26 protein-coding genes are annotated in these 23,880 nt (G+C 62.1%); 15 read left to right on the forward strand and 11 right to left on the reverse strand.

Translation table 11 applies throughout. The features are described 5' to 3' along the window. The first annotated feature begins 88 nt into the window (after nt 1-88). The 6 genes from AB4N98_RS09195 to AB4N98_RS09220 all read left to right on the forward strand — a co-directional run bounded on the left by AB4N98_RS09195 (nt 89) and on the right by AB4N98_RS09220 (nt 6,102). Nucleotides 89-1,009 (forward strand): LysR family transcriptional regulator, encoded by a 921-nt coding sequence (locus tag AB4N98_RS09195; protein WP_065879397.1) that lies wholly within the window; start codon nt 89-91, stop codon nt 1,007-1,009. Between the two features lie 87 nt (nt 1,010-1,096). After that, entirely contained in the window at nt 1,097-2,491 is a 1,395-nt protein-coding gene (locus AB4N98_RS09200; RefSeq protein ID WP_116079071.1) for a nucleobase:cation symporter-2 family protein, read from the forward strand. Between the two features lie 87 nt (nt 2,492-2,578). Next, nucleotides 2,579-3,238, forward strand: coding sequence for a TetR/AcrR family transcriptional regulator (locus AB4N98_RS09205; RefSeq protein WP_017527829.1), 660 nt, complete (start codon nt 2,579-2,581; stop codon nt 3,236-3,238). A 12-nt stretch (nt 3,239-3,250) separates the two neighbouring features. Further along, on the forward strand, nt 3,251-3,832 hold the full coding sequence (locus AB4N98_RS09210; RefSeq protein WP_017527830.1) for an IMPACT family protein: 582 nt from the start codon (nt 3,251-3,253) through the stop codon (nt 3,830-3,832). A gap of 43 nt (nt 3,833-3,875) precedes the next feature. Further along, nucleotides 3,876-4,562, forward strand: a complete 687-nt coding sequence (locus tag AB4N98_RS09215) for an SDR family oxidoreductase (protein WP_017527831.1) — start codon at nt 3,876-3,878, stop codon at nt 4,560-4,562. Nucleotides 4,563-4,746: 184 nt separating this feature from the next. Further along, on the forward strand, nt 4,747-6,102 hold the full coding sequence (locus AB4N98_RS09220) for an 8-oxoguanine deaminase (protein ID WP_017527832.1): 1,356 nt from the start codon (nt 4,747-4,749) through the stop codon (nt 6,100-6,102). Here AB4N98_RS09220 and AB4N98_RS09225 read toward each other — a convergent pair whose 3' ends face one another. Beyond that, entirely contained in the window at nt 6,103-7,194 is a 1,092-nt protein-coding gene (locus AB4N98_RS09225; protein ID WP_065879399.1) for a calcium:cation antiporter, read from the reverse strand. It lies immediately after the preceding gene. Between the two features lie 193 nt (nt 7,195-7,387). Between AB4N98_RS09225 and AB4N98_RS09230 the strand changes: the two genes are divergently transcribed. Continuing rightward, entirely contained in the window at nt 7,388-8,341 is a 954-nt protein-coding gene (locus AB4N98_RS09230; protein WP_068933845.1) for an adenosine deaminase, read from the forward strand. Between the two features lie 42 nt (nt 8,342-8,383). On the opposite strand, the gene AB4N98_RS09235 is transcribed toward AB4N98_RS09230, so the two are convergent. Together AB4N98_RS09235 and AB4N98_RS09240 are read right to left on the reverse strand one after the other, a co-directional pair. Next, a complete protein-coding gene (locus AB4N98_RS09235; protein ID WP_068933844.1) occupies nt 8,384-9,070 on the reverse strand; it encodes an ArsR/SmtB family transcription factor in 687 nt (228 codons plus the stop codon). Nucleotides 9,071-9,204: 134 nt separating this feature from the next. Next, nucleotides 9,205-10,134, reverse strand: a complete 930-nt coding sequence (locus AB4N98_RS09240) for a LysR family transcriptional regulator (protein ID WP_065879401.1) — start codon at nt 10,132-10,134, stop codon at nt 9,205-9,207. A 116-nt stretch (nt 10,135-10,250) separates the two neighbouring features. Between AB4N98_RS09240 and AB4N98_RS09245 the strand changes: the two genes are divergently transcribed. The 3 genes from AB4N98_RS09245 to AB4N98_RS09255 all read left to right on the forward strand — a co-directional run bounded on the left by AB4N98_RS09245 (nt 10,251) and on the right by AB4N98_RS09255 (nt 11,904). After that, nucleotides 10,251-10,544, forward strand: coding sequence for a putative quinol monooxygenase (locus AB4N98_RS09245; protein ID WP_017527837.1), 294 nt, complete (start codon nt 10,251-10,253; stop codon nt 10,542-10,544). A gap of 25 nt (nt 10,545-10,569) precedes the next feature. Continuing rightward, nucleotides 10,570-11,583, forward strand: coding sequence for a zinc-binding alcohol dehydrogenase family protein (locus tag AB4N98_RS09250; RefSeq protein WP_065879402.1), 1,014 nt, complete (start codon nt 10,570-10,572; stop codon nt 11,581-11,583). Nucleotides 11,584-11,730: 147 nt separating this feature from the next. Continuing rightward, entirely contained in the window at nt 11,731-11,904 is a 174-nt protein-coding gene (locus AB4N98_RS09255; protein ID WP_017527839.1) for a hypothetical protein, read from the forward strand. A 7-nt stretch (nt 11,905-11,911) separates the two neighbouring features. Here AB4N98_RS09255 and AB4N98_RS09260 read toward each other — a convergent pair whose 3' ends face one another. Beyond that, the gene (locus tag AB4N98_RS09260; protein WP_017527840.1) at nt 11,912-13,105 is read right to left on the reverse strand and encodes a multidrug effflux MFS transporter; all 1,194 of its coding nucleotides are present in this window, start codon (nt 13,103-13,105) and stop codon (nt 11,912-11,914) included. 84 nt (nt 13,106-13,189) lie between these two features. Beyond that, nucleotides 13,190-13,387 carry a heavy-metal-associated domain-containing protein gene (locus AB4N98_RS09265; RefSeq protein WP_017527841.1) on the reverse strand — a complete coding sequence of 66 codons (198 nt, stop codon included), beginning with the start codon at nt 13,385-13,387 and terminating at the stop codon, nt 13,190-13,192. Between the two features lie 147 nt (nt 13,388-13,534). Between AB4N98_RS09265 and AB4N98_RS09270 the strand changes: the two genes are divergently transcribed. From AB4N98_RS09270 to cueR, 3 genes are all read left to right on the forward strand, one after another. Beyond that, on the forward strand, nt 13,535-13,915 hold the full coding sequence (locus tag AB4N98_RS09270; protein ID WP_017527842.1) for a hypothetical protein: 381 nt from the start codon (nt 13,535-13,537) through the stop codon (nt 13,913-13,915). Nucleotides 13,916-13,980: 65 nt separating this feature from the next. Beyond that, nucleotides 13,981-16,182, forward strand: a complete 2,202-nt coding sequence (locus AB4N98_RS09275; protein ID WP_065879403.1) for a heavy metal translocating P-type ATPase — start codon at nt 13,981-13,983, stop codon at nt 16,180-16,182. Beyond that, nucleotides 16,179-16,580, forward strand: a complete 402-nt coding sequence (cueR, locus tag AB4N98_RS09280) for a Cu(I)-responsive transcriptional regulator (protein ID WP_065879404.1) — start codon at nt 16,179-16,181, stop codon at nt 16,578-16,580. Before AB4N98_RS09275 ends, cueR begins: the two co-directional genes overlap by 4 nt. A gap of 82 nt (nt 16,581-16,662) precedes the next feature. Here the strand turns inward: cueR and AB4N98_RS09285 are convergent, their stop codons facing one another. Continuing rightward, complete coding sequence (locus AB4N98_RS09285; RefSeq protein ID WP_017527845.1) at nt 16,663-17,562, reverse strand: PA4780 family RIO1-like protein kinase; 900 nt, start codon at nt 17,560-17,562, stop codon at nt 16,663-16,665. A gap of 134 nt (nt 17,563-17,696) precedes the next feature. Next, on the reverse strand, nt 17,697-18,974 hold the full coding sequence (locus AB4N98_RS09290) for an acetyl-CoA C-acetyltransferase (RefSeq protein ID WP_065879405.1): 1,278 nt from the start codon (nt 18,972-18,974) through the stop codon (nt 17,697-17,699). A gap of 116 nt (nt 18,975-19,090) precedes the next feature. On the opposite strand from AB4N98_RS09290, the gene AB4N98_RS09295 reads away from it, so the two are divergent. Both AB4N98_RS09295 and AB4N98_RS09300 read left to right on the forward strand, forming a co-directional pair. Then, on the forward strand, nt 19,091-20,434 hold the full coding sequence (locus AB4N98_RS09295) for a 3-oxoacyl-ACP reductase (protein WP_068937853.1): 1,344 nt from the start codon (nt 19,091-19,093) through the stop codon (nt 20,432-20,434). Between the two features lie 3 nt (nt 20,435-20,437). Beyond that, nucleotides 20,438-21,295: a MaoC family dehydratase gene (locus AB4N98_RS09300; protein WP_065879407.1), complete on the forward strand. Its 858-nt coding sequence runs from the start codon at nt 20,438-20,440 to the stop codon at nt 21,293-21,295. Nucleotides 21,296-21,564: 269 nt separating this feature from the next. Here AB4N98_RS09300 and AB4N98_RS09305 read toward each other — a convergent pair whose 3' ends face one another. Genes AB4N98_RS09305 through AB4N98_RS09320 form a run of 4 tightly spaced genes read right to left on the reverse strand, consistent with a single transcriptional unit; the run spans nt 21,565 to nt 23,843 of the window. Next, entirely contained in the window at nt 21,565-22,122 is a 558-nt protein-coding gene (locus AB4N98_RS09305; protein ID WP_068937852.1) for a DUF4136 domain-containing protein, read from the reverse strand. A 43-nt stretch (nt 22,123-22,165) separates the two neighbouring features. Beyond that, on the reverse strand, nt 22,166-22,768 hold the full coding sequence (locus AB4N98_RS09310; protein WP_017527867.1) for a DUF4136 domain-containing protein: 603 nt from the start codon (nt 22,766-22,768) through the stop codon (nt 22,166-22,168). 24 nt (nt 22,769-22,792) lie between these two features. Then, nucleotides 22,793-23,542 carry a methyltransferase gene (locus tag AB4N98_RS09315; RefSeq protein WP_017527868.1) on the reverse strand — a complete coding sequence of 250 codons (750 nt, stop codon included), beginning with the start codon at nt 23,540-23,542 and terminating at the stop codon, nt 22,793-22,795. Next, nucleotides 23,535-23,843 carry a MazG-like family protein gene (locus tag AB4N98_RS09320; protein WP_017527869.1) on the reverse strand — a complete coding sequence of 103 codons (309 nt, stop codon included), beginning with the start codon at nt 23,841-23,843 and terminating at the stop codon, nt 23,535-23,537. The genes AB4N98_RS09315 and AB4N98_RS09320 overlap by 8 nt, the downstream gene beginning before the upstream one ends. Nucleotides 23,844-23,880 lie beyond the last annotated feature (37 nt).

The raw sequence follows: 23,880 nt of genomic DNA on the forward strand, positions 1-23,880 counted from the left end.
TGAAAAGCGTAGTTGCAGCTAAATTGCCACGGGGATAAAGTCGGTGAAATCCAACTCTTCTAACCTTCAGTCAGGCCACTACTAAACTATGAGCAGCCGCCGACCCGATCCCCTGGCCCAAGTCAGCGACTTCGATATTCGCCTGCTGCGCATCTTTCGCAGTGTAGTGGAGTGTGGCGGCTTCTCGGCGGCGGAGACCGTGCTCGGCATTGGCCGCTCGGCCATCAGTCAACAAATGAGCGACCTTGAGCAACGCCTCGGTCTGCGGCTCTGCCAACGCGGCCGAGCCGGGTTCTCACTCACCGAAGAAGGCCGCGAGGTCTACCAGTCCGCCCTGCAACTGTTAAGCGCGTTGGAAAGCTTTCGCACCGAGGTCAACGGCCTCCACCAGCATTTGCGCGGCGAGCTGATCATTGGCCTCACCGACAACCTGGTGACCCTGCCCCATATGCGCATCACCCACGCCTTGGCGCAGTTGAAAGAGCGCGGCCCGGACGTGCAAATCCAGATCCGCATGATCGCCCCCAATGAAGTCGAACAAGGCGTACTCGATGGTCGCCTGCATGTCGGCGTAGTGCCGCAGGCCAGCGCCTTGTCGGGGCTGGAGTACCAGCCGCTGTACAGCGAACGCTCGCTGCTCTACTGCGCGGTCGGTCACCCGTTGTTTTACGCTGACGACAAGCAACTGGACGACGAACGCATCGACAGCCAGGACGCCATCGCCCCCACGTTTCGCTTGCCTGCCGAGATCCAGGCCCACTACCAGGCGCTCAACTGCACCGCCAGCGCCTCGGACCGCGAAGGCATGGCGTTCCTGATCCTCACCGGCCGCTATATCGGCTACTTGCCCGACCACTATGCCAGCCTATGGGTCCAACAAGGACGACTGCGCGCGCTGAAACCGGCTACGCGTTTTTACGATTTAAGCCTGGCATCGGTCACGCGCAAGGGCCGCCGCCCTCATTTGGTGCTGGAGAGCTTCCTGGAAAGTCTGGCCGCAACGCGCTAACTCGGGCCTCGCACAAAAAGCTGAGCAACTGGACAGCTTTTTGCAGGGCACATGGCACTTGAACCGTCCTCCACGAGTTTGCCCACCATGACACCTGAATCCTCCAGCCCCAGCGACCTGATCTACGGCCTCAACGACCGTCCCAAACCCGCCCCGGCCTTTTTGGCCGCACTGCAACATGTGCTGGCCGCTTTTGTCGGCATTATCACGCCGCCACTTATCATTGGTTCCACTCTGGGCCTGGCAGCCCATTTGCCCTACCTGATCAGCATGGCGTTGATGGTGTCGGGTGTTGGCACCTTCATCCAGGCGCGCAGGCCATTTGGGATAGGCGCCGGAATGATCTGCCTGCAAGGCACCAGTTTTGCGTTCCTCGGCGCCGTGCTGTCAGCGGGCTTTTTGGTGAAACAACGTGGCGGCAGCCCGGAAGACATCATGGCGATGATCTTCGGCGTGTGCTTTTTCGGCGCGGCGGTGCAGATCGTACTGAGCCGTTTCATCGGCCAACTACGCCGCGTGATCACGCCACTGGTCACCGGCATCGTGATTACGTTGATCGGCATCAGCCTGATCAAAGTCGGCATCACCGACCTCGGCGGCGGCTTCAATGCCCCCGACTTCGGCGCTCCCACCAATCTGGCCTTGGGCTTGTTCGTGGTGTTGACGATCATCCTCCTCAACCGCTCGAACACACCTTGGGTGCGCCTTTCAGCCATTATCATCGGACTGGCCCTCGGTAGCCTCGCCGCCTGGCTCTGCGGAAAACTGGTGCCCCAGGCCCTGCCCGACTTGCCTTGGGTCAGCCTGCCAATCCCATTTCGCTTCGGGTTCAACTTCGACTGGAGCGCCTTCCTACCGATCGCGCTGATTTATCTGATCAGCAGCATCGAAACCGTCGGTGACCTCACCGCCAACTGCATGATCGCCCGACAGCCCATCAGCGGCCCCTCCTATATAAGACGGCTCAAGGGCGGCGTGCTGGGCGATGGCGTGAGTTGTATGATCGCCGCCACCTTCAGCGCCTTCCCCAACACCACTTTTGCGCAGAATAACGGCGTGATCCAACTCACCGGAGTGGCCAGCCGTTATGTGGGTTTATACATCGGTGTGGTGCTGTTTTGTCTCGGCTTGTTTCCGTTGATCGGTGCCGTGCTGCAGCAAATTCCCAAACCGGTATTGGGCGGCGCAACCCTGGTGATGTTCGGCAGCGTGGCCGCCGCCGGCGTGCGCATCCTCGCCCAGGCACCGTTGGACCGACGCAGCATGCTGATCATCGCTACCTCGTTCGGCGTCGGCCTGGGCATCGCAGCCCAACCGAACCTGTTGCACCTGATGCCGACATTGGTCCAGAACCTGTTCGACTCCGCCATCACCAGCGGCGGCCTGACCGCCATTGTGTTGTGCCTCTTGTTGCCGGAAGCCAACGCGGCCCACGCGGGCGCAAACCACGCGCCGGAGAGCGACACACTGGAATCGCTTTGACGGTTTTATTGCATCGGGACTTGTCTGGGGCTTGAGGGTGGGTTATCTGTGCACACGTCGTCTCTATCGATCAGCACGGTAATCTCCATGAGCCTCGAAGTTCCTGCCCATAGCAACCACGCCGGTAAACCCGCCAGCCGCATTCGGCAAAAGAACGAACAAGCGATTCTGCAGGCGGCTGAAGATGAGTTCGCGCGCCATGGCTACAAAGGCACCAGCATGAACACCATCGCCGCGAGTGCCGGGCTGCCCAAGGCCAACTTGCATTACTACTTCACCAACAAGCTGGGCCTGTATATCGCAGTGCTCAGCAATATCCTCGAACTGTGGGACAGCACCTTCAACACACTGACCGCCGAGGACGACCCTGCGCTAGCGCTTACCCGCTACATCCGCACCAAGATGGAGTTCTCGCGGCGCCAACCCCAGGCGTCGCGCATCTTCGCCATGGAGATCATCAGCGGTGGCGAATGCCTTACCGAATATTTCAGCCAGGACTACCGCGCCTGGTTCAGCGGCCGCGCCGCGGTGTTCCAAGCCTGGATCGATGCGGGCAAGATGGACCCCATCGACCCCGTGCACCTGATCTTTCTGCTGTGGGGCAGCACCCAGCACTACGCCGACTTCGCGACCCAGATCTGCCGCGTCACCGGTCGCACCAAACTGACCAAGCAAGACATGGAAGACGCCGGCACCAACCTGATCCACATCATTCTCAAAGGCTGCGGCATCAAGCCGGCCCTCTAGACGAAGCAACCTATGTCTTTCACGCTCACAGGCTGTTGCGAATTTCGTGAAGAAATACGCAAAAGCCGCTTTATCACCCTCGCCGCCCCCATCACCAGCCCGCAGGACGCCCAGGCGTTTTTCGAGCAGCACAGCGACCTGAACGCCACGCACAATTGCTGGGCCTGGAAGCTGGCCGATCAATACCGCAGCAATGACGATGGCGAACCCGGCGGCACGGCCGGCCGGCCGATCCTGGCAGCCATCGAGGCCCAGGGGTTCGATCAAGTCGCGGTGCTGGTGATCCGTTGGTACGGCGGCATCCAATTGGGCACCGGCGGCCTGGCCCGCGCCTACGGTGGCGGTGCAAATAAATGCCTGCAAAACGCCGAACGCATCGAGCTGATCAGCCGCGTGCCGTTGAGCTGCGCCTGTGGGTTTTCCGAATTGAACCTGGTGAAACTGCGCGTCGCCGAACTGGGCGGGCTGGTGGTGCAGGAAAACTTCACCGCCAACGGTGTGGAACTGCAACTGGCCCTGGGCGCCGCCCACATCGATACGCTGCAAACCCAGCTTGCCGACTTGAGCCGTGGGCGTATCCTGCTGCAACGTTGAAACTGCTTGCCCCTCTGAACCTCGACGCCAAAGGAAGCTTTTCATGTCTACGCCAAAAACCGCATTGATCATCGGCGCCTCGCGCGGGCTGGGCCTTGGCCTGGTCAAGCAACTGCTCCAGGACGGCTGGGACGTGACCGCCACCGTGCGTGACCCAAGCAAGGCCGATGCCCTGAAAGCCGTGGGCCCGGTGCAGATCGAGAAACTCGACATGGACGATCAGCAAGCCGTGATCGCCCTGGCCCTGCGCCTCAAGGAGCGCACCTTTGACCTGCTGTTCGTCAACGCAGGGGTAAAAGGCCCCGCCAACCAGGAGCCCGGCCACGCTACGTTGGCCGAAGTCGGCCAGCTGTTTTTCACCAACGCCGTGGCGCCGATCAACCTGGCACAGCGCTTTGTCGGGCAGATCCGCAAAAACAGCGGCGTACTGGCCTTCATGAGTTCAGTGCTGGGTAGCGTGACCATCCCCGACGGTTCGGACCTGGCGCTGTACAAGGCCAGCAAGGCCGCGCTCAACTCGATGACCAACAGTTTCATCACCCAACTCGGCGACCATAAGCTCACCGTCCTGTCGATGCACCCGGGCTGGGTCAAAACCGACATGGGTGGTGAAGACGCGCACATCGATGTCGACACCAGCGTGCGCGGCCTGGTCGACCAAGTGAACGCCTACACCGGCAAAGGCGGCCATCACTTCGTGGACTACAAAGGCGACACCATCGCCTGGTAAACACCACGGGGCAGACGGTGGGAGCAAGCCGCTCCCACACTGGCCGTATCCGCTTTCCTACATCTAGACCAGACCTCGAACTACACGTAGTCTAAGCATCTCGCCCTTCCCGGCGACCCTGGATCAGCAGACAGGGCAACACTGAGCTGGCAAACCTGAACCCATCATTCAGAGGAGCCGGCCAATGCCTGCGACCCGTATCTGGTTAAAAAACCCCCTCGCGATTTTCACCGCCAATGGCCTCGACGCGCGTGGCGGCCTGGTGCTGCAAGACCGTGTGATCACCCAAGTGCTGGCCCACGGGCAAGTCCCCACGCAGCCCTGCACACAGGTGTTCGATGCCCGTGAGCATGTGGTCCTTCCGGGGTTGATCAACACCCACCATCACTTTTACCAAACCCTCACCCGTGCCTGGGCGCCGGTGGTCAACCAGCCGTTGTTCCCGTGGCTCAAAACCCTGTACCCGGTATGGGCACGCCTGACCCCGGAAAAACTCGCCCTGGCCAGCAAAGTCGCGCTGGCCGAGTTGCTGCTCTCAGGTTGCACCACGGCGGCCGACCACCACTACCTGTTCCCCGATGGGCTGGAAAACGCCATCGATGTACAAGTCGCCAGCGTGCGCGAATTGGGCATGCGCGCGATGCTCACCCGGGGCTCCATGAGCCTGGGCGAAGCGGACGGCGGCTTGCCGCCCCAGCAGACGGTGCAGCAAGGCCAGGTGATCCTCGACGACAGTCAACGGCTGATCCGCCAATACCATGAGCGGGACGACGGGGCGCAGATCCAGATTGCCCTGGCGCCCTGCTCACCGTTTTCAGTCACTGCCGAAATCATGCGCGCCAGCGCCGAGATGGCCAGCAGCCTTGATGTGCGCCTGCACACCCACTTGGCGGAAACCCTCGACGAGGAAGACTTCTGCCTGCAACGCTTCGGCCTGCGCACCGTGGATTACCTCGACAGCGTCGGCTGGCTCGGCCCGCGCACCTGGCTCGCGCATGGCATTCACTTCAACCCGGATGAAATTGCGCGCCTTGGCGCTGCCGGCACCGGTGTCTGCCATTGCCCGAGTTCGAATATGCGCCTGGCCTCCGGCATCTGCCCGACCTTGGATTTGCTCGCTGCCGGCGCGCCTATCGGTATTGGCGTGGATGGGTCTGCGTCCAATGATGCCTCGAACATGATCCTCGAAGCGCGTCAGGCCCTGTACATTCAGCGCCTGCGTTATGGCGCAGAAAAAATTACTCCCGAAGGCGTACTGGGCTGGGCCACCAAAGGCTCGGCGCAATTGCTGGGACGTACGGATATCGGCGAATTGGCTGTGGGCAAACAGGCCGACCTGGCGCTGTTCAAGCTTGATGAGCTGCGCTTCTCCGGCAGTCATGACCCGATTTCGGCGCTGCTGTTGTGCGGCGCCGACCGAGCCGATCGGGTGATGATTGCGGGCAAATGGCGCGTGGTCGATGGCCAGGTCGAAGGCCTGGACCTCAAAGGCTTGATCGCCGATCACACCCAGGCCGCGCGACACCTGATTGCAGGCTGACTACACGCCCAGCAGCGACAACATGATAAAGGTCGCAAACAGCACAAAATGGGTCATCCCTTCGATGGCGTTGGTTTCGCCATCGTTGAGGTTGATCGCACTGACGATCAACGTGATAAACACCATCACCGTTTGCACCGGCGTCATCGCCATCTGGAACGGCTGGCCGGTATAGAGCGCCATGGCCTCCATCACCGGCACGGTCAAAATCACCGTCGACAGCGACGCGCCCAGCGCAATATTCACCACCGACTGCATGCGGTTGGCGAGTGCGGCGCGTAGCGCGGTCAGAATCTCCGGCGCGGCCGAAATAGCCGCCACCACAATCGCCGTGATCACCGGCGGTGCGCCCGTGCCTTCCAGGCCCAGGTCGAGGGTCTTGGACATCACCTCGGCCAGCGCGCCAATCACGATCACGCCAAACACCAGAGTGCCGATGGAAAACGCGAGGTTCACCGGCGTTTCCTGTTCTTCTTCCGGCAGTTTTTTGCGGCGTTTTTCCGGGTAGCTATAGCTGAAGAAATAACTGTGGGGCCCCACCTGCATGCGCAGGAACAAGGTATAGAGCACCACCATCGCGCCAATGGTGAAGGCCGAGTAAATTTTCCAGTCGGCTTCGGGGATAAATTCCGGCACCACCATCGATACGCCCATGGCGGTGAGAATCATCACGCTGTAGGTGCGTGCTGAATCATCGTTGTAGGACTGTTCGCCATGTTTGATGCCACCCATCAACGCGGCCAGGCCGAGGATGCCGTTGATATCCAGCATCACCGCCGAATAGATGGTGTCGCGCACCAAGGTCGGCGACGGCTCGTTACTCATCATGATCGCCAGGATCACCACTTCCACCAACACCGCCGCGAGGGTCAGGATCATGGTGCCGTAGGGGTCACCGACTTTTTCCGCCAGTTGCTCGGCGTGATGCGCCACACGCATTGACGCAACCACAATAAAAGCGATCAACGCCACACCGGCCAACAGCGCCACTATCTGCCCGCTGTGCAGCATCCAGTGCTCCAGCGGATAAGCGGCGATGGCGGCAATCAGCGCCAGCAGCATGAATTTTTCTTGCTTGAGGAGTGTGAGCATTACGGGCCTTTTCAAACGCCAAATCAGTCATTGATGGGGTAGAGACTGCGCCACGCTGCTAACGTTTCGTTACACCTTAGTTCACGTCGCCCTTGCGCGAATAAACCGAATACTCTCCTGCCGGTCAGGTTTTGCCGATTATTTCAGCCATGACCTGTAGAATGCCGCCATTGCACCTGATGAGAATTTAGACATGTACGATTGGCTCAACGCCCTGCCCAAGGCTGAACTGCACCTGCATCTGGAAGGCTCGCTGGAGCCGGAGTTGCTGTTCGCCCTGGCTGAACGCAACAAAATCGCGCTGCCGTGGAATGACGTCGAAACCCTGCGCAAGGCCTACGCCTTCAATAACCTGCAAGAGTTTCTCGACCTGTATTACCAGGGCGCCGACGTACTGCGCACGTCACAGGACTTCTACGACCTGACCTGGGCCTACCTGCTGCGCTGCAAAGCGCAGAACGTGATCCACACCGAACCCTTCTTCGACCCGCAAACCCACACCGACCGTGGCGTGCCGTTTGAAGTGGTGCTTAACGGCATCGCCGCTGCGCTTAAAGATGGCGAGCAGCAACTGGGCATCACCAGCGGTTTGATCCTGAGCTTCCTACGCCATCTGAGCGAAGACGAAGCGCAGAAAACCCTCGACCAGGCGCTGCCGTTCCGTGACGCGTTCGTGGCCGTAGGCCTGGACAGTTCGGAAATGGGCCACCCACCGAGCAAGTTCCAGCGCGTATTCGATCGTGCCCGCCATGAAGGCTTCCTCACCGTGGCCCACGCCGGCGAAGAAGGCCCGCCCGAGTACATCTGGGAAGCCATCGACCTGCTGAAAATCCAGCGTATCGACCACGGCGTACGTGCCATCGAAGACGAGCGCCTGATGCAGCGCATCATCGACGAGCAGATCCCGCTCACCGTGTGCCCACTGTCCAACACCAAGCTTTGCGTGTTCGATGACATGGCCCAGCACAACATCCTCGACATGCTCGAGCGTGGTGTGAAGGTGACGGTAAACTCGGACGACCCCGCGTACTTCGGCGGTTACGTGACCGAGAACTTCCACGCGTTGTACACCTCGCTGGGCATGACCCAGGACCAGGCCAAACGCCTGGCGCAAAACAGTCTGGATGCGCGCCTCGTAAAACCCTGACACGCCCCGACGGTAGGCGTGGGCGCCTGAAGGCGCTGGCGCCTACCGCAGGGTCAATCGGGCGATCTCCTGAATGCCGATCTCGTTGACCTGCACGGCCTGGGACTCGTTGACCAGGCTGATCCAGTTCGACTGCAGGAACAATTGCATTAACCCCGCGCCCAGCGCACCGCCCAAGTGCGGTTGCTGCTGGCTCCAGTCGAAACAGTCGCACACCAGCGGCGATACCAGTGCCTGGGTAAAAATGCCCAGCTGCGCCAGGCAATGCGCGCCTTTGACCGTGACGTCGGTACGATGCTCATGACGTTCGAGCCACCCCGCCGCCATCATCCGTTCATACAGCCCCGCCGCCATTTCGCCACCGAGGTGGCCATGGCACAGTCGCGCCCGTCTCAACGAGGGCGGCGCCAGCAGCACCGCGGGTGAAGCATCCGGCGCGCTGCGTGCCGCACTGGCCAGGGTGGTACTGGCCAAGGCGTCGATGGCAGCGCAAACATCGGCGGCCGCCACGCGAAACAGCCGTTTGCCACGTCGCGCCTCGACACGCAGCAAGCCGCTACCCGTCAACCGTGCCAGATGCGCATTGGCCGAGGCCGCCGACAACCCGGCCACTGTCGCCAGTTCCTGCGATGACTTGACCGAGCCGTCCATCAAGGACCAGAGCATGGCGGTGCGTTTGGGCTCGGCGAGCAAGCTGGCGATCTGACTGATGCAAGGTGCCTCTTCCATCTATTAACTCCCTGTCGAATTATTTTTGTACCGCAGTTGGCGCCAAAGTATAGGTGCGCCAAGCGCCAGTTCCGTGGCGTCTGACACCGGGAATAGGGACAGGGCTTGAGCGAAATTTCCGCTGATGGTGGAGGTTATTGCCCAACGCCCGCTCGGGACGGCAACTGCGCCGTCAATGTCGCACAGCGCGCCGCGAGCATTTCGCGCAGCAGGTTGATGGGTTTGCTCAGCTGGGCACGGTGGGCGCACAGCAGATTGAGCGGCGTAGGCTCGCCACGCAGCTCCGGCAGGATCAGGCGCAAGCGCCCGGCCAGCACGTCGCTGCTCACATCCAGCCAGGATTTATAGGCAATGCCCACTCCCGCCACAGCCCAGCGCCGGACGACATCGGCATCATCGCTGAATCGGTCTCCGGACACCGTCAGGCTGACTTCGCGCTTGCCGTCGTGGAATGTCCAGTGGTCATGCACCCGGCTGCCCAGCATGTAAAGCAGGCAATTATGCTGGGCCAGTTGCTCCAGGTGCCGGGGCTCGCCGTGGCGCGCCAGGTAACCGGGGGCGGCACACAGCACGCGAATATTGGTCGGCGCCACCGGCAATGCGATCAGGCTCGAATCTTCGGGCTCACCGTAGCGCAGGGCGATGTCCACCGGTTGGCGGAACAGGTCGGCAATCCGATCGCCCAGCAGCAGACGCACGGCAAGCTGGGGGTGTTCACGCTGGAATTCATCCAGCCATGGCAACAGCTGGTTGCGACCAAAATCCGAGGGCGCCGACAGTTGCAACACACCACTGACATGGTCCTGGCCGCTGGCCAATAGGCGCCGCCCTTCGTCCAGTGAGCTCAAGGCCGCGCGGGCATATTCCAAAAAGCCTTCACCTTCGGCAGTCAGCCGCAGGCTGCGAGTGGAGCGTGCCAGCAAGCGCGCGCCCAGTTGCTGCTCGATGCGTTTAAGCGCTGCGCTGGCTACAGCGGGTGACAGGTCCATCACTCGAGCCGCCGCCGACAAACTGCCCAGGTCCGCCGCGCGCACAAACAGCTGCAAATCATCAAAACGCAGCATTTGGCGCCCCATTATCAAAATTTGGTTGAAACAGCGTGCTGTTTTAGCCGCTTTTTTCTTGCGGGGAAATAGCCAATGATCTGTTCATCCCGTTCTTCACGTGCCTGGAGTTGAATATGTCTGCTGCCTTTAACGTTATCGCCACCCTGATCGCCAAGCCCGGCCAACAGGCCACCTTGGAACCCCTGCTGCGTGGCCTGCTGGAGCCGACCCGCCGCGAAGCCGGCTGCGAGCAGTACGACCTGCACCAAGACCTGCAACACCCCGAGACCTTCTACATGCTCGAACGCTGGAGCAACGACGCCGCGCTGGCAGACCACGACCAAAGCGCGCATATCCAGGAGTTTCGCGCCAAGGCCGCTGACGTACTCGAACACTTCGAGCTTAAGCGCCTGAAATTTCTTGCCTGATCACCGCCCTTTTTCCGGAGCCCCCATGAAAGCCATTGCCTACTACGCATCACTGCCCATCAACGACGAAAATTCCCTGCAGGACATCGACCTGCCGGAACCGGTCGCCGGCCCTCGCGACCTGCTGGTAGAAGTCAAAGCCATCTCGGTCAACCCGGTGGACACCAAGGTGCGCCAGAACGTCGCCCCGGAAAACGGCGCCGCCAAGGTGTTGGGCTGGGACGTGGCCGGTGTGGTCAAGGCCATCGGCAGCGAAGTGACCCTGTTCAAGGCCGGCGACAAGGTGTTCTACGCCGGCTCCCTGGTATGCCCGGGCGGCAACAGCGAACTGCACACCGTGGACGAACGTATCGTCGGCCATATGCCCAAGACGCTGGGCTTTGCCGAGGCCGCTGCGCTGCCGTTGACCGCCATCACGGCGTGGGAACTGCTGTTCGAACGCCTGCAAGTGCGTGAGGGTAAACAGGATGAAGGCCAGAGCCTGCTGATCGTCGGCGCCGCCGGTGGTGTGGGGTCGATCCTGACTCAATTGGCCAGCCAGCTCACTGCGCTAAAAGTCATCGGTACCGCCTCGCGGCCGCAAACCCAGGCATGGGCCAAGGCACTCGGCGCCGATCTGGTGATCGACCACAGCCAACCGCTGAGCGAAGCACTGAAGCAGGCCGGCCACGCGCAAGTGACCCACGTCGCGAGCTTGACCCAGACCGACCACCACCTGGACCAACTGGTAGAAGCGCTGCGGCCCCAAGGCAAGCTGGCCCTGATCGACGACCCCAAGGCGCTGGATGTGAGCAAACTCAAGCGCAAGAGCCTGTCGCTGCATTGGGAGTTCATGTACACCCGGTCGATGTTCGAAACACCGGACATGATCGAGCAGCACAACCTGCTCAACCGCGTGGCCGAACTGATCGACGCCGGCACCTTGAAAACTACGCTGGGTGAACACTTTGGCGTGATCAATGCCGCCAACCTGCGCCGTGCCCATGCGCTGCTGGAAAGCGGCAAGGCCAAGGGCAAGATCGTGCTGGAAGGCTTCTGACAGTAACGTCGGTCAGTGTCGTCCGTTATTCGCGTGAGTAAGGGACGACACCGCTAGTCAGAGACTTGATCCTTGTCATATTTGTGAGCGTATTCAGGTTTATATTGGCCGCCTTTGCCACGATTCTTTTACGTGAGGAAGTCAGCAATGAAGATCCTGATAAAAGCGTTAGCAAAATCCCAATGGGAGGTCCGTCTGGACCAGAAAGCCATTGTTTTCCACACCGAAGCCGAGGCTCGCGCCTTTGCCGATACCCTGCAGGCGCGCATCCAGGCGCCCCATCGTTTCCCGCTCAGCCAGCCACAATCCGCCGCCGGCTGAGCGTCCTTCAGGCCTGCGCCTGCAAGGCCCTGGCCCGCTGCAGGCGCTGGGTCGACACGGCTACCGCCACGGCCAATACACCGCACAAGCTGATGACCATCGCCATTGGCATAGCCGTGCCATCGTGCAACATCCCCACCAATGACGCGGCCCCCGCCGCCACGCCGAACTGGATGCAGCCCAGCAACGCCGAGGCGCTACCGGCACGGGCGCCCTGCCCGCTCATGGCGCAGGCCGAGGTGTTGGGCAAAATGCAGCCCAGGCTGGCGATGCAGATAAACAGCGGCACCAGCAATGGCCACAGTGCATCAGTGTGCAACGCCGAAATGCCCAGCAGCGTCATGCCTGCCAACGCGTAGAGCCACACCGTGCGCGACAGCAAAAACGCCGGGCCACGCTTGGCCAGCAGGCGCGCGTTGAGCTGCGCCACCAATATAAAACCGGCAGCGTTGGAACCGAACACCCAGCCGTAATGCTCGGCGGGCACGCCATAAAGCTTGATAAACACGAACGGTGAACCGGCGATATAGGCAAACATGCCGGCAATCGACAGCGCGCCGGTAAGCGCATAACCGAGGTAAACCCGGTCCGACAGCAGCCCGAAGTAGCGGCGCAACGATCCGGATAGCGGCTGGCGCGGCTGATGGGCCGGGAAAGTTTCCGGCAGGCCGAATGCAACGGCGACGGCGGCCATTACGCTGAAGATCGACAACGCCAGGAAAATCGACTGCCAGCCCCACACCCCAACCATCAAGCCGCCGGCCAGCGGCGCAAGGATCGGCGCCAGGCCGGTTACCAGCATCAATTGGGAAAACACCTTGGCCGAGCCCACCGCATCACATTTGTCGCTGACCACCGCGCGGGAAATCACCATGCCCGCGCAACCGCCCAGGGCCTGCACGAAGCGGGCGCCGATCAGCCAGTCGAGGGAAGGTGCGTAGGCACAGGCGAAAGACGCCAGGGTAAATAAGGTCACGCCGCTAAGCAGCGGCCCGCGCCGGCCAAAGCGATCCGCCAGCGGGCCGTAGATCAATTGGCCGATGGCCAACCCTGCGAAATACACCGCCAGGGTCAACTGGATGTGTTTTTCATCGGTGGCGAACGCCGTGGCCATTGCCGGAAAGCCCGGCAGGTAAAAGTCGATCGCCAGCGGGGCAAAGGCGCTCAAGGCCCCCAGGATCAGAATTATGCGAAGGTTCATCAGGCACCCAAGTGAGTCGGCAGCCCGACAGTCTAGCCGGGCCTGGGTGCCTTGAACATAACGATAGCTCGCTAACTATTAAAATCAGGCGAGCGTGGCTTTATAGCCTTCTTCTTTAATGAGGTTGATCACCTCGTCGGCAGACAAACGGCTTTCCACGCCCACTTCCCCGGCAGCCAGATCCACCTTCACACTGGCCGCCGGGTCCTGGCTCTGCACCGCCTGGGTCACCGCTTTGACGCAATGGCCGCAGGTCATTCCTTCAACGCTGAATACTTGCATGACATGACTCCTTTGATGAGGTTGACGCCAGTCTCGACCTTGCCACGATGGCAAGGTCAAGTTTTGAAAATATCGGCCGGGCTGGTATTCGGCGGCACGGTCGGCCAAGCTTGAGGCATCGTTGATTCAACCCACGGAGCATTCGCCATGCGCTGGTCGTATTTTGGCCTTGTCGGCCTGATGAGCTTGTCTGCCGCTGCGCCCCTGGCCAGCGCCGCTGAAGACTATGCAGTGCTGATCATTTCCCGGGAGCGCCTGGAGGTGTCGACCAATTGTGAGATCGGCCTGTATCTCAATGACCAGCTCGCCGGTCGGCTGTTCCAGGAACAGGCCACCTCGTTCAACCTGGCGCCCGGAACGGTATCGCTGCGCCTCAAACTGTTGCCGGGCCAGGCAGCAGGCTGCTTGCCCGGTCTGCTCGCTCCGCCTGCGCAAAACATCACGCTCAAGGCCGGTGACGTGCGCAAGTTGCGTATCGCCCAAGGCCCGGACGGCATGTACCTCAAAGGCGCCAAATTGGACTACTAAGGCGCTTGACCTTCCCCACAGGTCAAGGTTGATCCTAGGCGCAACTTCTTCCGGAGGACTGCCCCATGAACGGATCCACCACCTTTGACCTGCCCATCAGCGGCATGACGTGCGCCAGCTGTGCCGGGCGTGTCGAGCGCGCGCTGGGCAAGGTGCCGGGGGTGCAAAGCGTCAGCGTCAACCTGGCCAACGAGCGCGCCCATGTTGAAGTCATGGGCCAGATGGACGCGGCCGTATTGATCGCGGCCGTCGACAAAGCCGGCTACACCGCCACCCTGCCCCAAAGTGAAACCGCCACCGACGCCAACCAGGCCCAGCGCCTGCACCGCGAGCGTTGGGCGCTGCTGCTGGCCATTGCGCTGGCACTGCCCCTGGTGCTGCCAATGCTGGTGCAACCCTTCGGCATGCACTGGATGCTGCCCGCCTGGGCGCAATTCGCGCTGGCCACTCCCGTACAATTCATCCTCGGTGCGCGCTTTTACAGCGCCGCCTGGAAAGCCGTGCGCGCCGGTGCCGGCAATATGGACTTGCTGGTGGCCATCGGCACCAGCGCCGGTTACGGCCTGAGCCTGTATGAATGGCTCACCGCCCCCGCAGGCAGCATGCCGCACCTGTATTTTGAAGCCTCGGCCGTGGTGATTGCCCTGGTACTGCTCGGCAAATACCTGGAAAGCCGTGCCAAACGCCAGACCGCAAGCGCCATCCGTGCGCTGGAAGCCCTGCGCCCTGAACGCGCCATTCGTGTGCAGGACGGCCGCGAAGAAGATGTGGCCATCAGCGCGCTGAAGCTGGATGACCGGGTGCTGGTCAAGCCGGGCGAGCGCTTCCCGGTGGACGGTGAAGTGCTCGAAGGGCAAAGCCACGCCGACGAAGCGCTGATCAGCGGGGAAAGCCTGCCGGTGCCCAAACAACCGGGCGATAAGGTCACCGGCGGCGCCATCAATGGCGAAGGCCGCCTGCTGGTACGCACCACCGCGCTGGGCGCCGAAAGCGTATTGGCCAGGATCATCCGCCTGGTGGAAGACGCCCAGGCCGCCAAGGCGCCGATCCAGAAACTGGTGGATAAAGTCAGCCAGGTCTTCGTACCGGCCGTGCTGGTGCTGGCCGTGATCACTCTGCTGGGCTGGTGGTTATACGGCGCCTCGCTGGAAACCGCGATTATCAACGCCGTGGCGGTACTGGTGATCGCCTGTCCTTGCGCCCTCGGGCTGGCCACCCCGACTGCAATCATGGCCGGCACCGGCGTCGCCGCCCGCTACGGCATCCTGATCAAAGACGCCGAAGCCCTGGAGCGTGCCCATGCAGTGAGCGCCGTGGTGTTCGACAAGACCGGCACCCTCACGTCCGGCGCACCCAAAATCGCCCACTTGGCGGCGCTGGATGGCAATGAAGCCTTGCTGCTGCAACAGGCCGGCGCGCTGCAGCGTGGCAGCGAACACCCGTTGGCCAAGGCAGTGCTGGATGCCTGCGACGAACGAGGGCTGGCAGTCGCGGATGTGAGCGCCAGCCAATCCCTGACCGGACGCGGCATCGCCGGCACCCTGGACGGCCGGCAACTGGCCCTGGGCAACCGCCGCTTGTTGCAAGAGAGCGGCTTGAGCGCAGGCGACCTGGCCACCCGCGCCCAAGACTGGGAGGCCGAAGGCCGCACCCTGTCGTGGCTGCTTGAACAAGGCGCGCAACCCAAGGTGCTGGGGCTGTTCGCCTTTGGCGACACCCTCAAGCCCGGCGCACTGCAAGCGGTGACGCAACTCAAGGCACGCAATATCAGCAGCCACCTGCTTACCGGCGACAATCGCGGCAGCGCGCGAGTAGTCGCGCAGGCGCTGGGCATCGACGACGTACACGCCGAAGTGCTGCCCGCCGATAAAGCCGCCACCGTCGCCGAACTGAAGAAAACCGCGGTGGTGGCCATGGTCGGCGACGGCATCAACGACGCCCCGGCCCTGGCCGCCGCCGATATCGGCATCGCCATGGGCGGTGGCACCGACGTGGCCATGCACGCCGCCGGGATCACCCTGATGCGCGGCGACCCACGCCTGGTGCCGGCCGCGCTGGAGATCAGCCGCAAGACCTACGCAAAAATCCGCCAGAACCTGTTCTGGGCCTTTGTGTATAACTTGATCGGCATTCCCCTGGCCGCATTCGGCCTGCTTAACCCGGTGCTTGCGGGCGCAGCCATGGCCTTGTCCAGTGTCAGCGTGGTGAGCAATGCACTGCTGCTCAAAACCTGGAAACCCAAGGATCTGGAGGATCAACGCCCATGAACATCGGCCAAGCCGCCCGCCAGAGCGGGCTGAGTGCAAAGATGATTCGTTACTACGAGTCCATCGGCCTGCTCAAGGCCGCCCACCGTACCGACAGCGGTTACCGCGTGTACGGCGCTGAGGACCTACACACCCTGGCATTCATCAAGCGTTCGCGGGATCTGGGGTTTTCACTGGAGGAGGTCGGCAAGCTGCTGACCCTGTGGCAGGACCGGCAACGGGCCAGCGCCGATGTGAAAGCCCTGGCACGCCAGCATATCGAGGAGTTGAATCAGAAAATTGTGGAACTGGGGCAACTGCGCGACACGTTGCAAGACTTGGTGGAACACTGCCACGGTGATGATCGACCGGATTGCCCGATTCTCAAGGAGTTGGCATCGGGCAGTTGCTGCCCCTGATCATCTTAGTGGCCCACCAAAAACCAATGTGGGAGGGGGCAAGCCCCCTCCCACATTTTTCAGATCTTCATTTGCTGGAAGATCACTGCATCCAAGGCGGAGGCGGTGGCTCTTCGGACGCTTTGCTCGCGGGCGCATCATCCGCAGCCCGAATCGCCTGACGACGCTCTTCATCCAAACGTGCCGCTTCGATCTCGCGGATCACACCGCCCACGTCCGCCAATTCTTCCGGCTCATCGAACTCACCGGTCAATACGCTGGCCGGGTGCAAAGTGCCGGCTTCATACAGCGCCCACATTTCCTTGGCGTACTTGGTCTTCTTCAGCTCCGGGGCAAAGCGCCCGAAGTAGGAAGCCATATTGCCGACATCCCGCTCCAGCATGCTGAACGCGTGGTTGTTGCCCGCCGCATCCACCGCCTGGGGCAGGTCGATGATCACCGGGCCCGTAGGTGTGAGCAGCACGTTGAACTCGGACAGGTCACCGTGCACCAGGCCGGTACACAGCATCAGCACGATCTGGGAGATCAGGAAGGCGTGGTATTCACGCGCCTGGTCCGGCTCCAGCACCACGTCGTTCAGACGCGGCGCCGCATCGCCGTACTCGTCGGCCACCAGTTCCATCAGCAGTACGCCTTCGAGGAAGTCGAACGGCTGGGGCACGCGAACGCCAGCACCGGCCAGGCGAAACAACGCCGCGACTTCGGCGTTCTGCCAGGCATCCTCGGTTTCTTTCTTGCCGAACTTGGAGCCCTTGGCCATGGCCCGGGCCTGACGGCTGTTACGGACCTTGCGCCCTTCCTGGTATTCGGACGCCTGACGAAAACTTCGTTTATTCGCCTCCTTGTAAACCTTGGCGCAACGCAATTCGTTGCCGCAGCGCACCACATAAACAGCTGCTTCTTTACCACTCATGAGTGGGCGCAGCACTTCGTCGACCAGACCGTCTTCGATCAGGGGTTCAATGCGTTTAGGAGTCTTCATCAGCTTTTATTGTGGGTCCTTTATTACCAAATACGCGTATGGCACTCGTTATACGGCAATCGGCCCGCCGGTGGGAGAGGCGACCGACCTTTGACCACTCAAGAATGCATCCTATATGCCAGTTTCCATGGCAATCAACGCTCAATAATCGCCGTGACGCCTTGCCCACCCGCGGCGCAGATCGAAATCAACCCGCGCCCCTTGCCCGCCGTGCCCAGCAATTTGGCCAGGTTGGCGACGATACGGCCACCCGTGGCGGCAAACGGGTGGCCGGCCGCCAGCGAGCTGCCCTTCACATTCAACCGGCTGCGGTCGATGGAACCCAGTGGCGCGTCCAGGCCCAGGCGGGTCTTGCAGTAGTCGGCGTCTTCCCAGGCCTTGAGGGTGCATAACACCTGGGCCGCGAAAGCTTCGTGGATCTCGTAGTAATCGAAGTCTTGCAGCGTCAGACCATTCCTCGCCAACAACCGTGGCACGGCATACACCGGCGCCATCAGCAGGCCTTCGGCGCCGTTGACGAAATCCACGGCTGCCGCTTCGCCATCGCGCCAATAGGCCAGGATCGGCAAGCCACGTTCCTGGGCCCAGGCTTCGCTGCCCAGCAGCACCAGGGATGCACCATCGGTGAGCGGCGTGGAGTTGCCGGCGGTGAGCGTGCCCTTTTCGCTGCGTTCGAACGCGGGTTTGAGCGCCGCCAGTTTTTCCAGGCTCAGGTCGGGGCGCAGGTTGTTATCGCGGGTCAGCCCCAGGAACGGAGTGAGCAAATCGTTGTGCCAGCCTTCGGCGTAGGACGCGGCCATTTTCTGGTGGCTTTCAAGGGCGAGCTGGTCCTGCTCGGCACGGGGAATCTGCCAAGTCTGCGCCATCAACTCACAGTGCCGGCCCATGGACAACCCGGTACGCGGCTCGCCATTGCGCGGCAGCTCGGGCTTGAGGTGATGGGGACGAAGTTGTAACAGAAGTTTTAATTTATCGGCCATGGATTTGCTGCGGTTGGCCTGCAGCAGGATTTTGCGCAGCCCTTCATTCACGCCGATCGGCGCGTCGGAGGTGGTGTCCACCCCGCCCGCGATGCCGCATTCGATCTGGCCCAACGCAATTTTGTTGGCCACCAGCAGCGCCGCCTCCAGCCCGGTGCCGCAGGCCTGCTGGATGTCGTAGGCCGGGGTTTGCGGCGACAGGCGCGAGCCCAGCACGCATTCGCGGGTGAGGTTGAAATCACGCGAATGCTTGAGCACCGCGCCGGCGGCCACTTCACCCATGCGCAGGCCGTGCAGGTTGTAGCGTTCGATCAGGCCTTCGAGCGCCGCTGTCAGCATCGCCTGGTTGCTTGCCGTGGCGTAGGGGCCATTGGAACGGGCGAACGGAATGCGGTTACCGCCAATGATCGCTACACGGCGCAATTGAGTCATGGAAAGCTCCCTCTGTGGGGTGGGCGGCTGCGGTGGGCCAGATAGCTGAGCCTAGTCGAACGACTGCTACCCTGGGATGGTCAACCCTTTGAACCCCAGCCTTCGGAGAGCGTTCCATGTCTGACCGTTATATCGACTTCGCCAACTCAAGCCTCGGCCATCGCCTGGTCGCCGCCCTTGGCCTGCCGTCACCGGTACGCCTGGAACGCTGGCAAGCCGGGCGCCTGCGCCCGGTGGACGGTGCCCTGCTGGTGGGCGGCGGCGCGCTGGCGAGCCGGGTGCAGGCGTTTGCCCATAAACTCACCGAGGCCATCTACAGCTACGGCACCGAGAGCTCGACGTGGATTCCAGGGCACGGCCCAAAACTCAAGGCCGTGGTGTTCGATGCCAGCCACTTGCAGCACACCGATCAACTCAAGCAACTGCGCGAGTTCTTCCAACCGCTGCTGAAAAACCTGGATAACAGCGCGCACCTGGTGATCCTCGGCCGTGCCCCGGAAAGCCTGCGCGACCCGTTCGCCGCCAGCGCCCAGCGCGCCCTGGAAGGGTTCAGCCGCTCCGTGGCCAAAGAGCTGCGCAACGGCGGCGTGCTGCAATTGCTCTACGTCGGCGACGGTGCCGAACACCAGTTGGAAGGCGCGCTGCGCTTCTTCCTCTCGCCAAAAAGCGCGTACATCTCTGGCCAAGTGATTCGCCTGCAGGCCTGCGCCACGCCCGTTGAAGACTGGACTCGCCCGTTGGCCGGGCGCAAGGCGCTGGTCACTGGCGCGGCCCGAGGCATCGGCGCATCCATCGCCGAAACCCTGGCCCGCGATGGCGCCGACGTCATCCTGCTGGATGTGCCCCAAGCCAAGGCCGATCTCGAAGCGTTGGCCGCGCGCCTGGGTGCGCGCACAGTGGTGCTGGATATCTGCGCCGAAGACGCCGCCGGCCAGTTGATCGAACAGTTGCCCGATGGCCTGGACATTCTGGTGCACAACGCAGGGATCACCCGCGACAAGACCCTGGCCAACATGACCCCGGAATATTGGGACGCGGTGCTGGCGGTCAACCTCAGTGCCCCGCAAGTACTGACCCAGGCACTGCTCGACAGCCACACCCTGCACGACAACGCACGCGTGGTGCTGCTGGCGTCCATCAGCGGTATCGCCGGTAACCGTGGGCAAACCAACTATGCCGCGAGCAAGGCAGGCTTGATTGGCCTGGCCCAGGCATGGGCGCCGCTGCTGGCGGAACGCGGGATCAGCATCAACGCCGTGGCCCCAGGGTTTATCGAAACCCAGATGACCGCGCACATTCCGTTTGCCCTGCGCGAAGCCGGGCGACGCATGAGTTCGCTGGGCCAGGGCGGTGTGCCGCAGGACGTCGCCGAGGCCGTGGCGTGGCTGGCCCAGCCGGGCTCCGGTGCGGTCAGTGGGCAAGCCGTGCGGGTGTGTGGGCAAAGCCTATTAGGAGCGTGATGCATGCAATGGCAGACCTTGAGCAGCCCCCCGTTTCTGCCGCCGCTGTATTGGCGCGCGGCACTCAAACGCAAGATCACCGGCACGGCCCTGCCTGAACAGGGCGTGCGCTGCCGGGTCAGCGTCAATTCCTGGCAGGTGGCGGCCTATCGCAAAGTCTGCGGGTTTGCCGACAGCCCGGTGCTGCCGGCCACCTACCCGCATATCCTGGCGTTCGGCTTGCAGATGCAGCTGCTCACCGATCACGCCTTTCCTTTCCCGCTGTTGGGCTTGATCCACCTGAGCAACCGCATACGCATCCACCGGCCTTTGGGCGGTGTGAGTGAACTGTCCATCGCCGTGCACGCGCAAAACCTGCAGCCACACCCCAAGGGTGCGACGTTTGACGTGGTGACCCGCGTCGAAGATTCCCTCGGCCTGTTGTGGGAAGCCGAAAGTCGCATGCTGTGCCGAGGCGTGAAACTCGACGGCGAAACGGCGCAGGCCGTGCAAGCCGCCCCCACTCAAACCGGCGAAATCACCCGTTGGAAAGCCCCGGCCGATATCGGTCGCCGCTATGCCCGTGTGTCGGGCGACTACAACCCGATCCACCTCAGTGCCTTCACTGCAAAACTGTTCGGCTTCCCCCAGGCCATCGCCCACGGCCTGTGGAACAAGGCGCGCACACTCGCCGCACTGGCTGAGCATCTGCCCGCGGCCAATATTGAACTAACGGTCGAGTTCCAGAAGCCCGTGCGCCTGCCCAGTGAAGTGGTATTGCTTGCCAGTGCTGCCGGTGCCCGTGGCGAATTGATGTTGAAAGGTGCGGGCGACATTGAACATATGCGGGGTAAATGGCAGCCGATCACGGAACGGCATTGATTAATTGTATATATACGCAAAAAGTTATAGCGGGCCTGATCAGGCCCGCTTCTGTTAATTAAGCTTCTGATTTAAAACACCTATACATTTGGAAAACCAGTACCGCATTGGCCCTGGCAGTCGCAATGACGCTCGGCGGCTGCAGCAGCGGCGCCGGCACCGACACACGCTGGGCACCACCCTGGGCAGCTTGCCGATCTTAGGCGTAACCGCCCGCGACCTGACCATCACCACCGGTACGACAGCCTCTGGGGCCGGTGCGGCGTTTTTCAGTGCGGCGGATAGCTGGAGAGCACGCGGCTGACCGTGGTGCGGATGGCTTTGTCGCGATCCTGCGGGTTGGGCGTGCTGCTCATCATCTGTTCATCGCTGCCGCGCCACACCAGTTTGCCGTCCTTGCCGTCGAGCAGGTCGATCTGGATGGTCGCGACTTTGTAGGTGATGTTGCGCGTTTCGTCGTACATCGGCGCGCCCCAATAGCCATTCCACGGGCCACCCCAGGCGCCACCGTAGCGGGTGGTGACTTGTTGCTGGCGGTCTTCGACGATCAGGTACGCCTGCACGTTCAGGTCAGCCCTGGTACCGGCCGCCGCAGGGCGCAGGCCGCGTTGGTCGAGTTGGTCGCCCACGGCTTGGCGGATGCGCTGCTCGGTAAGGTCGCTCTTGATACGCGGATCATCCGGGCGGTATTGCAGCGCCGGGTCTTTCCAGGCCCAACTGCGGTAGGCGGCGAAATCTCGGCTGGCGTCGAAATCGTGGTTGACCTGGCTGGTCTGGCAACCGCCCAGCAGCACGACAACAGCAAGCGTAGCGATGCGACGAAACATGGTGATCTCCAAAAACGAGCAAGGCGTCAGATGAGAATAGCTGTTAACTCGGAGGATACGCCGTCAGCGCCTTTTGCACCGCCTGGCGCAACGCATCCGCGCGCTCGCTGAGGCTGCCCTGGCTGCTGGTTTCCGCGCTGGCGCTCCACACCGGCTGGCCACTGCGCGCGTCGAACAGATTGACGCGCACCACCACCACTTGCACTTCATAAGTGCGCACGATGGGCGCCGAGTTGTACATGCCGTAGCCATTGCCGTAACGGTTATAGCCACCGTAGCCGTAGCCATAGTCGTCCTGGACCTGTTTGAGGCGCTTCTCCAGGCGCACATCGGCGCTTACCCACAGGTCCGGGGCACGCTTGTCATGCAGCGGGCGCAAGCCGCGCTGGTCAAGGGCACCGCTGACCGCTTCGGCCACTTGCGCCGAATCAGCCCACGCCGTGCCGGCCGGCAGCTGGCCGTTGCGCCAGGCCCAATTGCGGTAGGCGCCGTAATCGCGCACCGGCGCCGGGTAGGCGCTGGTATCAAAGGTGGTGGCCGCCTGGGCCGGTGCCGGCGGCATCGGGGCCGAGGCTGCGACGTAGGGGTTGGGGCTTGAGCAAGCGCTCAGGCCGAGGGATAACAGGATCAAACAGAGACGACGCATTTCGACCTCCGCAGACTGGGCCGCTTAAACCGGACGGCAGATCCAGTGCAAATAACGCCCAAGTCCGGCAAAGCTTGGGTGACGACGGTGAGCGAGTTCCATCTCTACAAGGTCCTGAAGATGGGCGCGGGCCTGGAATTCCACCGGCATGTAGTCGTGGAACACCCGCACCCCACTTTGGCTTTCGACCTGCCACAACCCCTGGAGTTGCGCCGCCAATTCGCGTGGGTCGAGGGGCTGCTGCGGGGTAAGGCTCTGCTTCTCGCCGGCCATGTCGTTCTTGCGCATTTTGCGAAAGTGGCCTTTGAGCAGGTTGCGGTAAATCAGCGCATCACGGTTGTAGAACGCCAGGGACAGCCAGCCGCCGGGCACCGTCAACTGATGCAGCACCGGCAGGATCGCATGGGGTTCGGCCAGCCATTCCAGCACGGCGTGGCACAGCACCAGGTCGTAGGGTTCGGTGAGTTGGCCGAGCAGGTCTTGCCAGGGCGCATGGATAAAGGTCGCGGCCTGCCCTGCTTCGGCAAACCGTTGGCGCGCGCCGTCGAGCATCGGCTCGGCGGGTTCGGCCAGGGTTACCTGATGCCCGCGCTCGGCCAGCCACAGCGACATATGCCCCAGGCCTGCGCCAATATCCAGCACGCGCAAGGGCCGATCCGGCAGCGCTTCGGCCAGGTCGGCCTGCAACACCGCCAGACGGATCGCACCTTTGGCGCCACCGTAGATCTTCTCGGCAAAGCGCGTGGCCAACTGGTCGAAATGGCGATCACTCATGGCTAAACCGCCGTTCGCTGTCGGCCAGTTTGGCGCGTACCACTTCGTTCATGTCCAGGCCCAACTCGCTGCACAACAACAGCAGGTACAGCACGATATCGCCGACTTCCTGCCCGGCGTGGGCAAGTTTATCGGCAGGCAACTGGCGCGATTGGTCTTCGGTGAGCCATTGGAAAATCTCCACCAGTTCGGACATTTCCACACTGGCGGCCATGGCCAGGTTTTTCGGGCTGTGGAACTGCTTCCAGTGGTTGGTATCGCGGATGCGGTGCAGGCGTTCGGTGAGGTGTTCGAGGTTCATGCTGGGCTCCTGAAGGTGTGTAGCTTCGGGGGGATCA

The sequence above is a fragment of the Pseudomonas sp. S3_E10 genome (assembly GCF_054667615.1).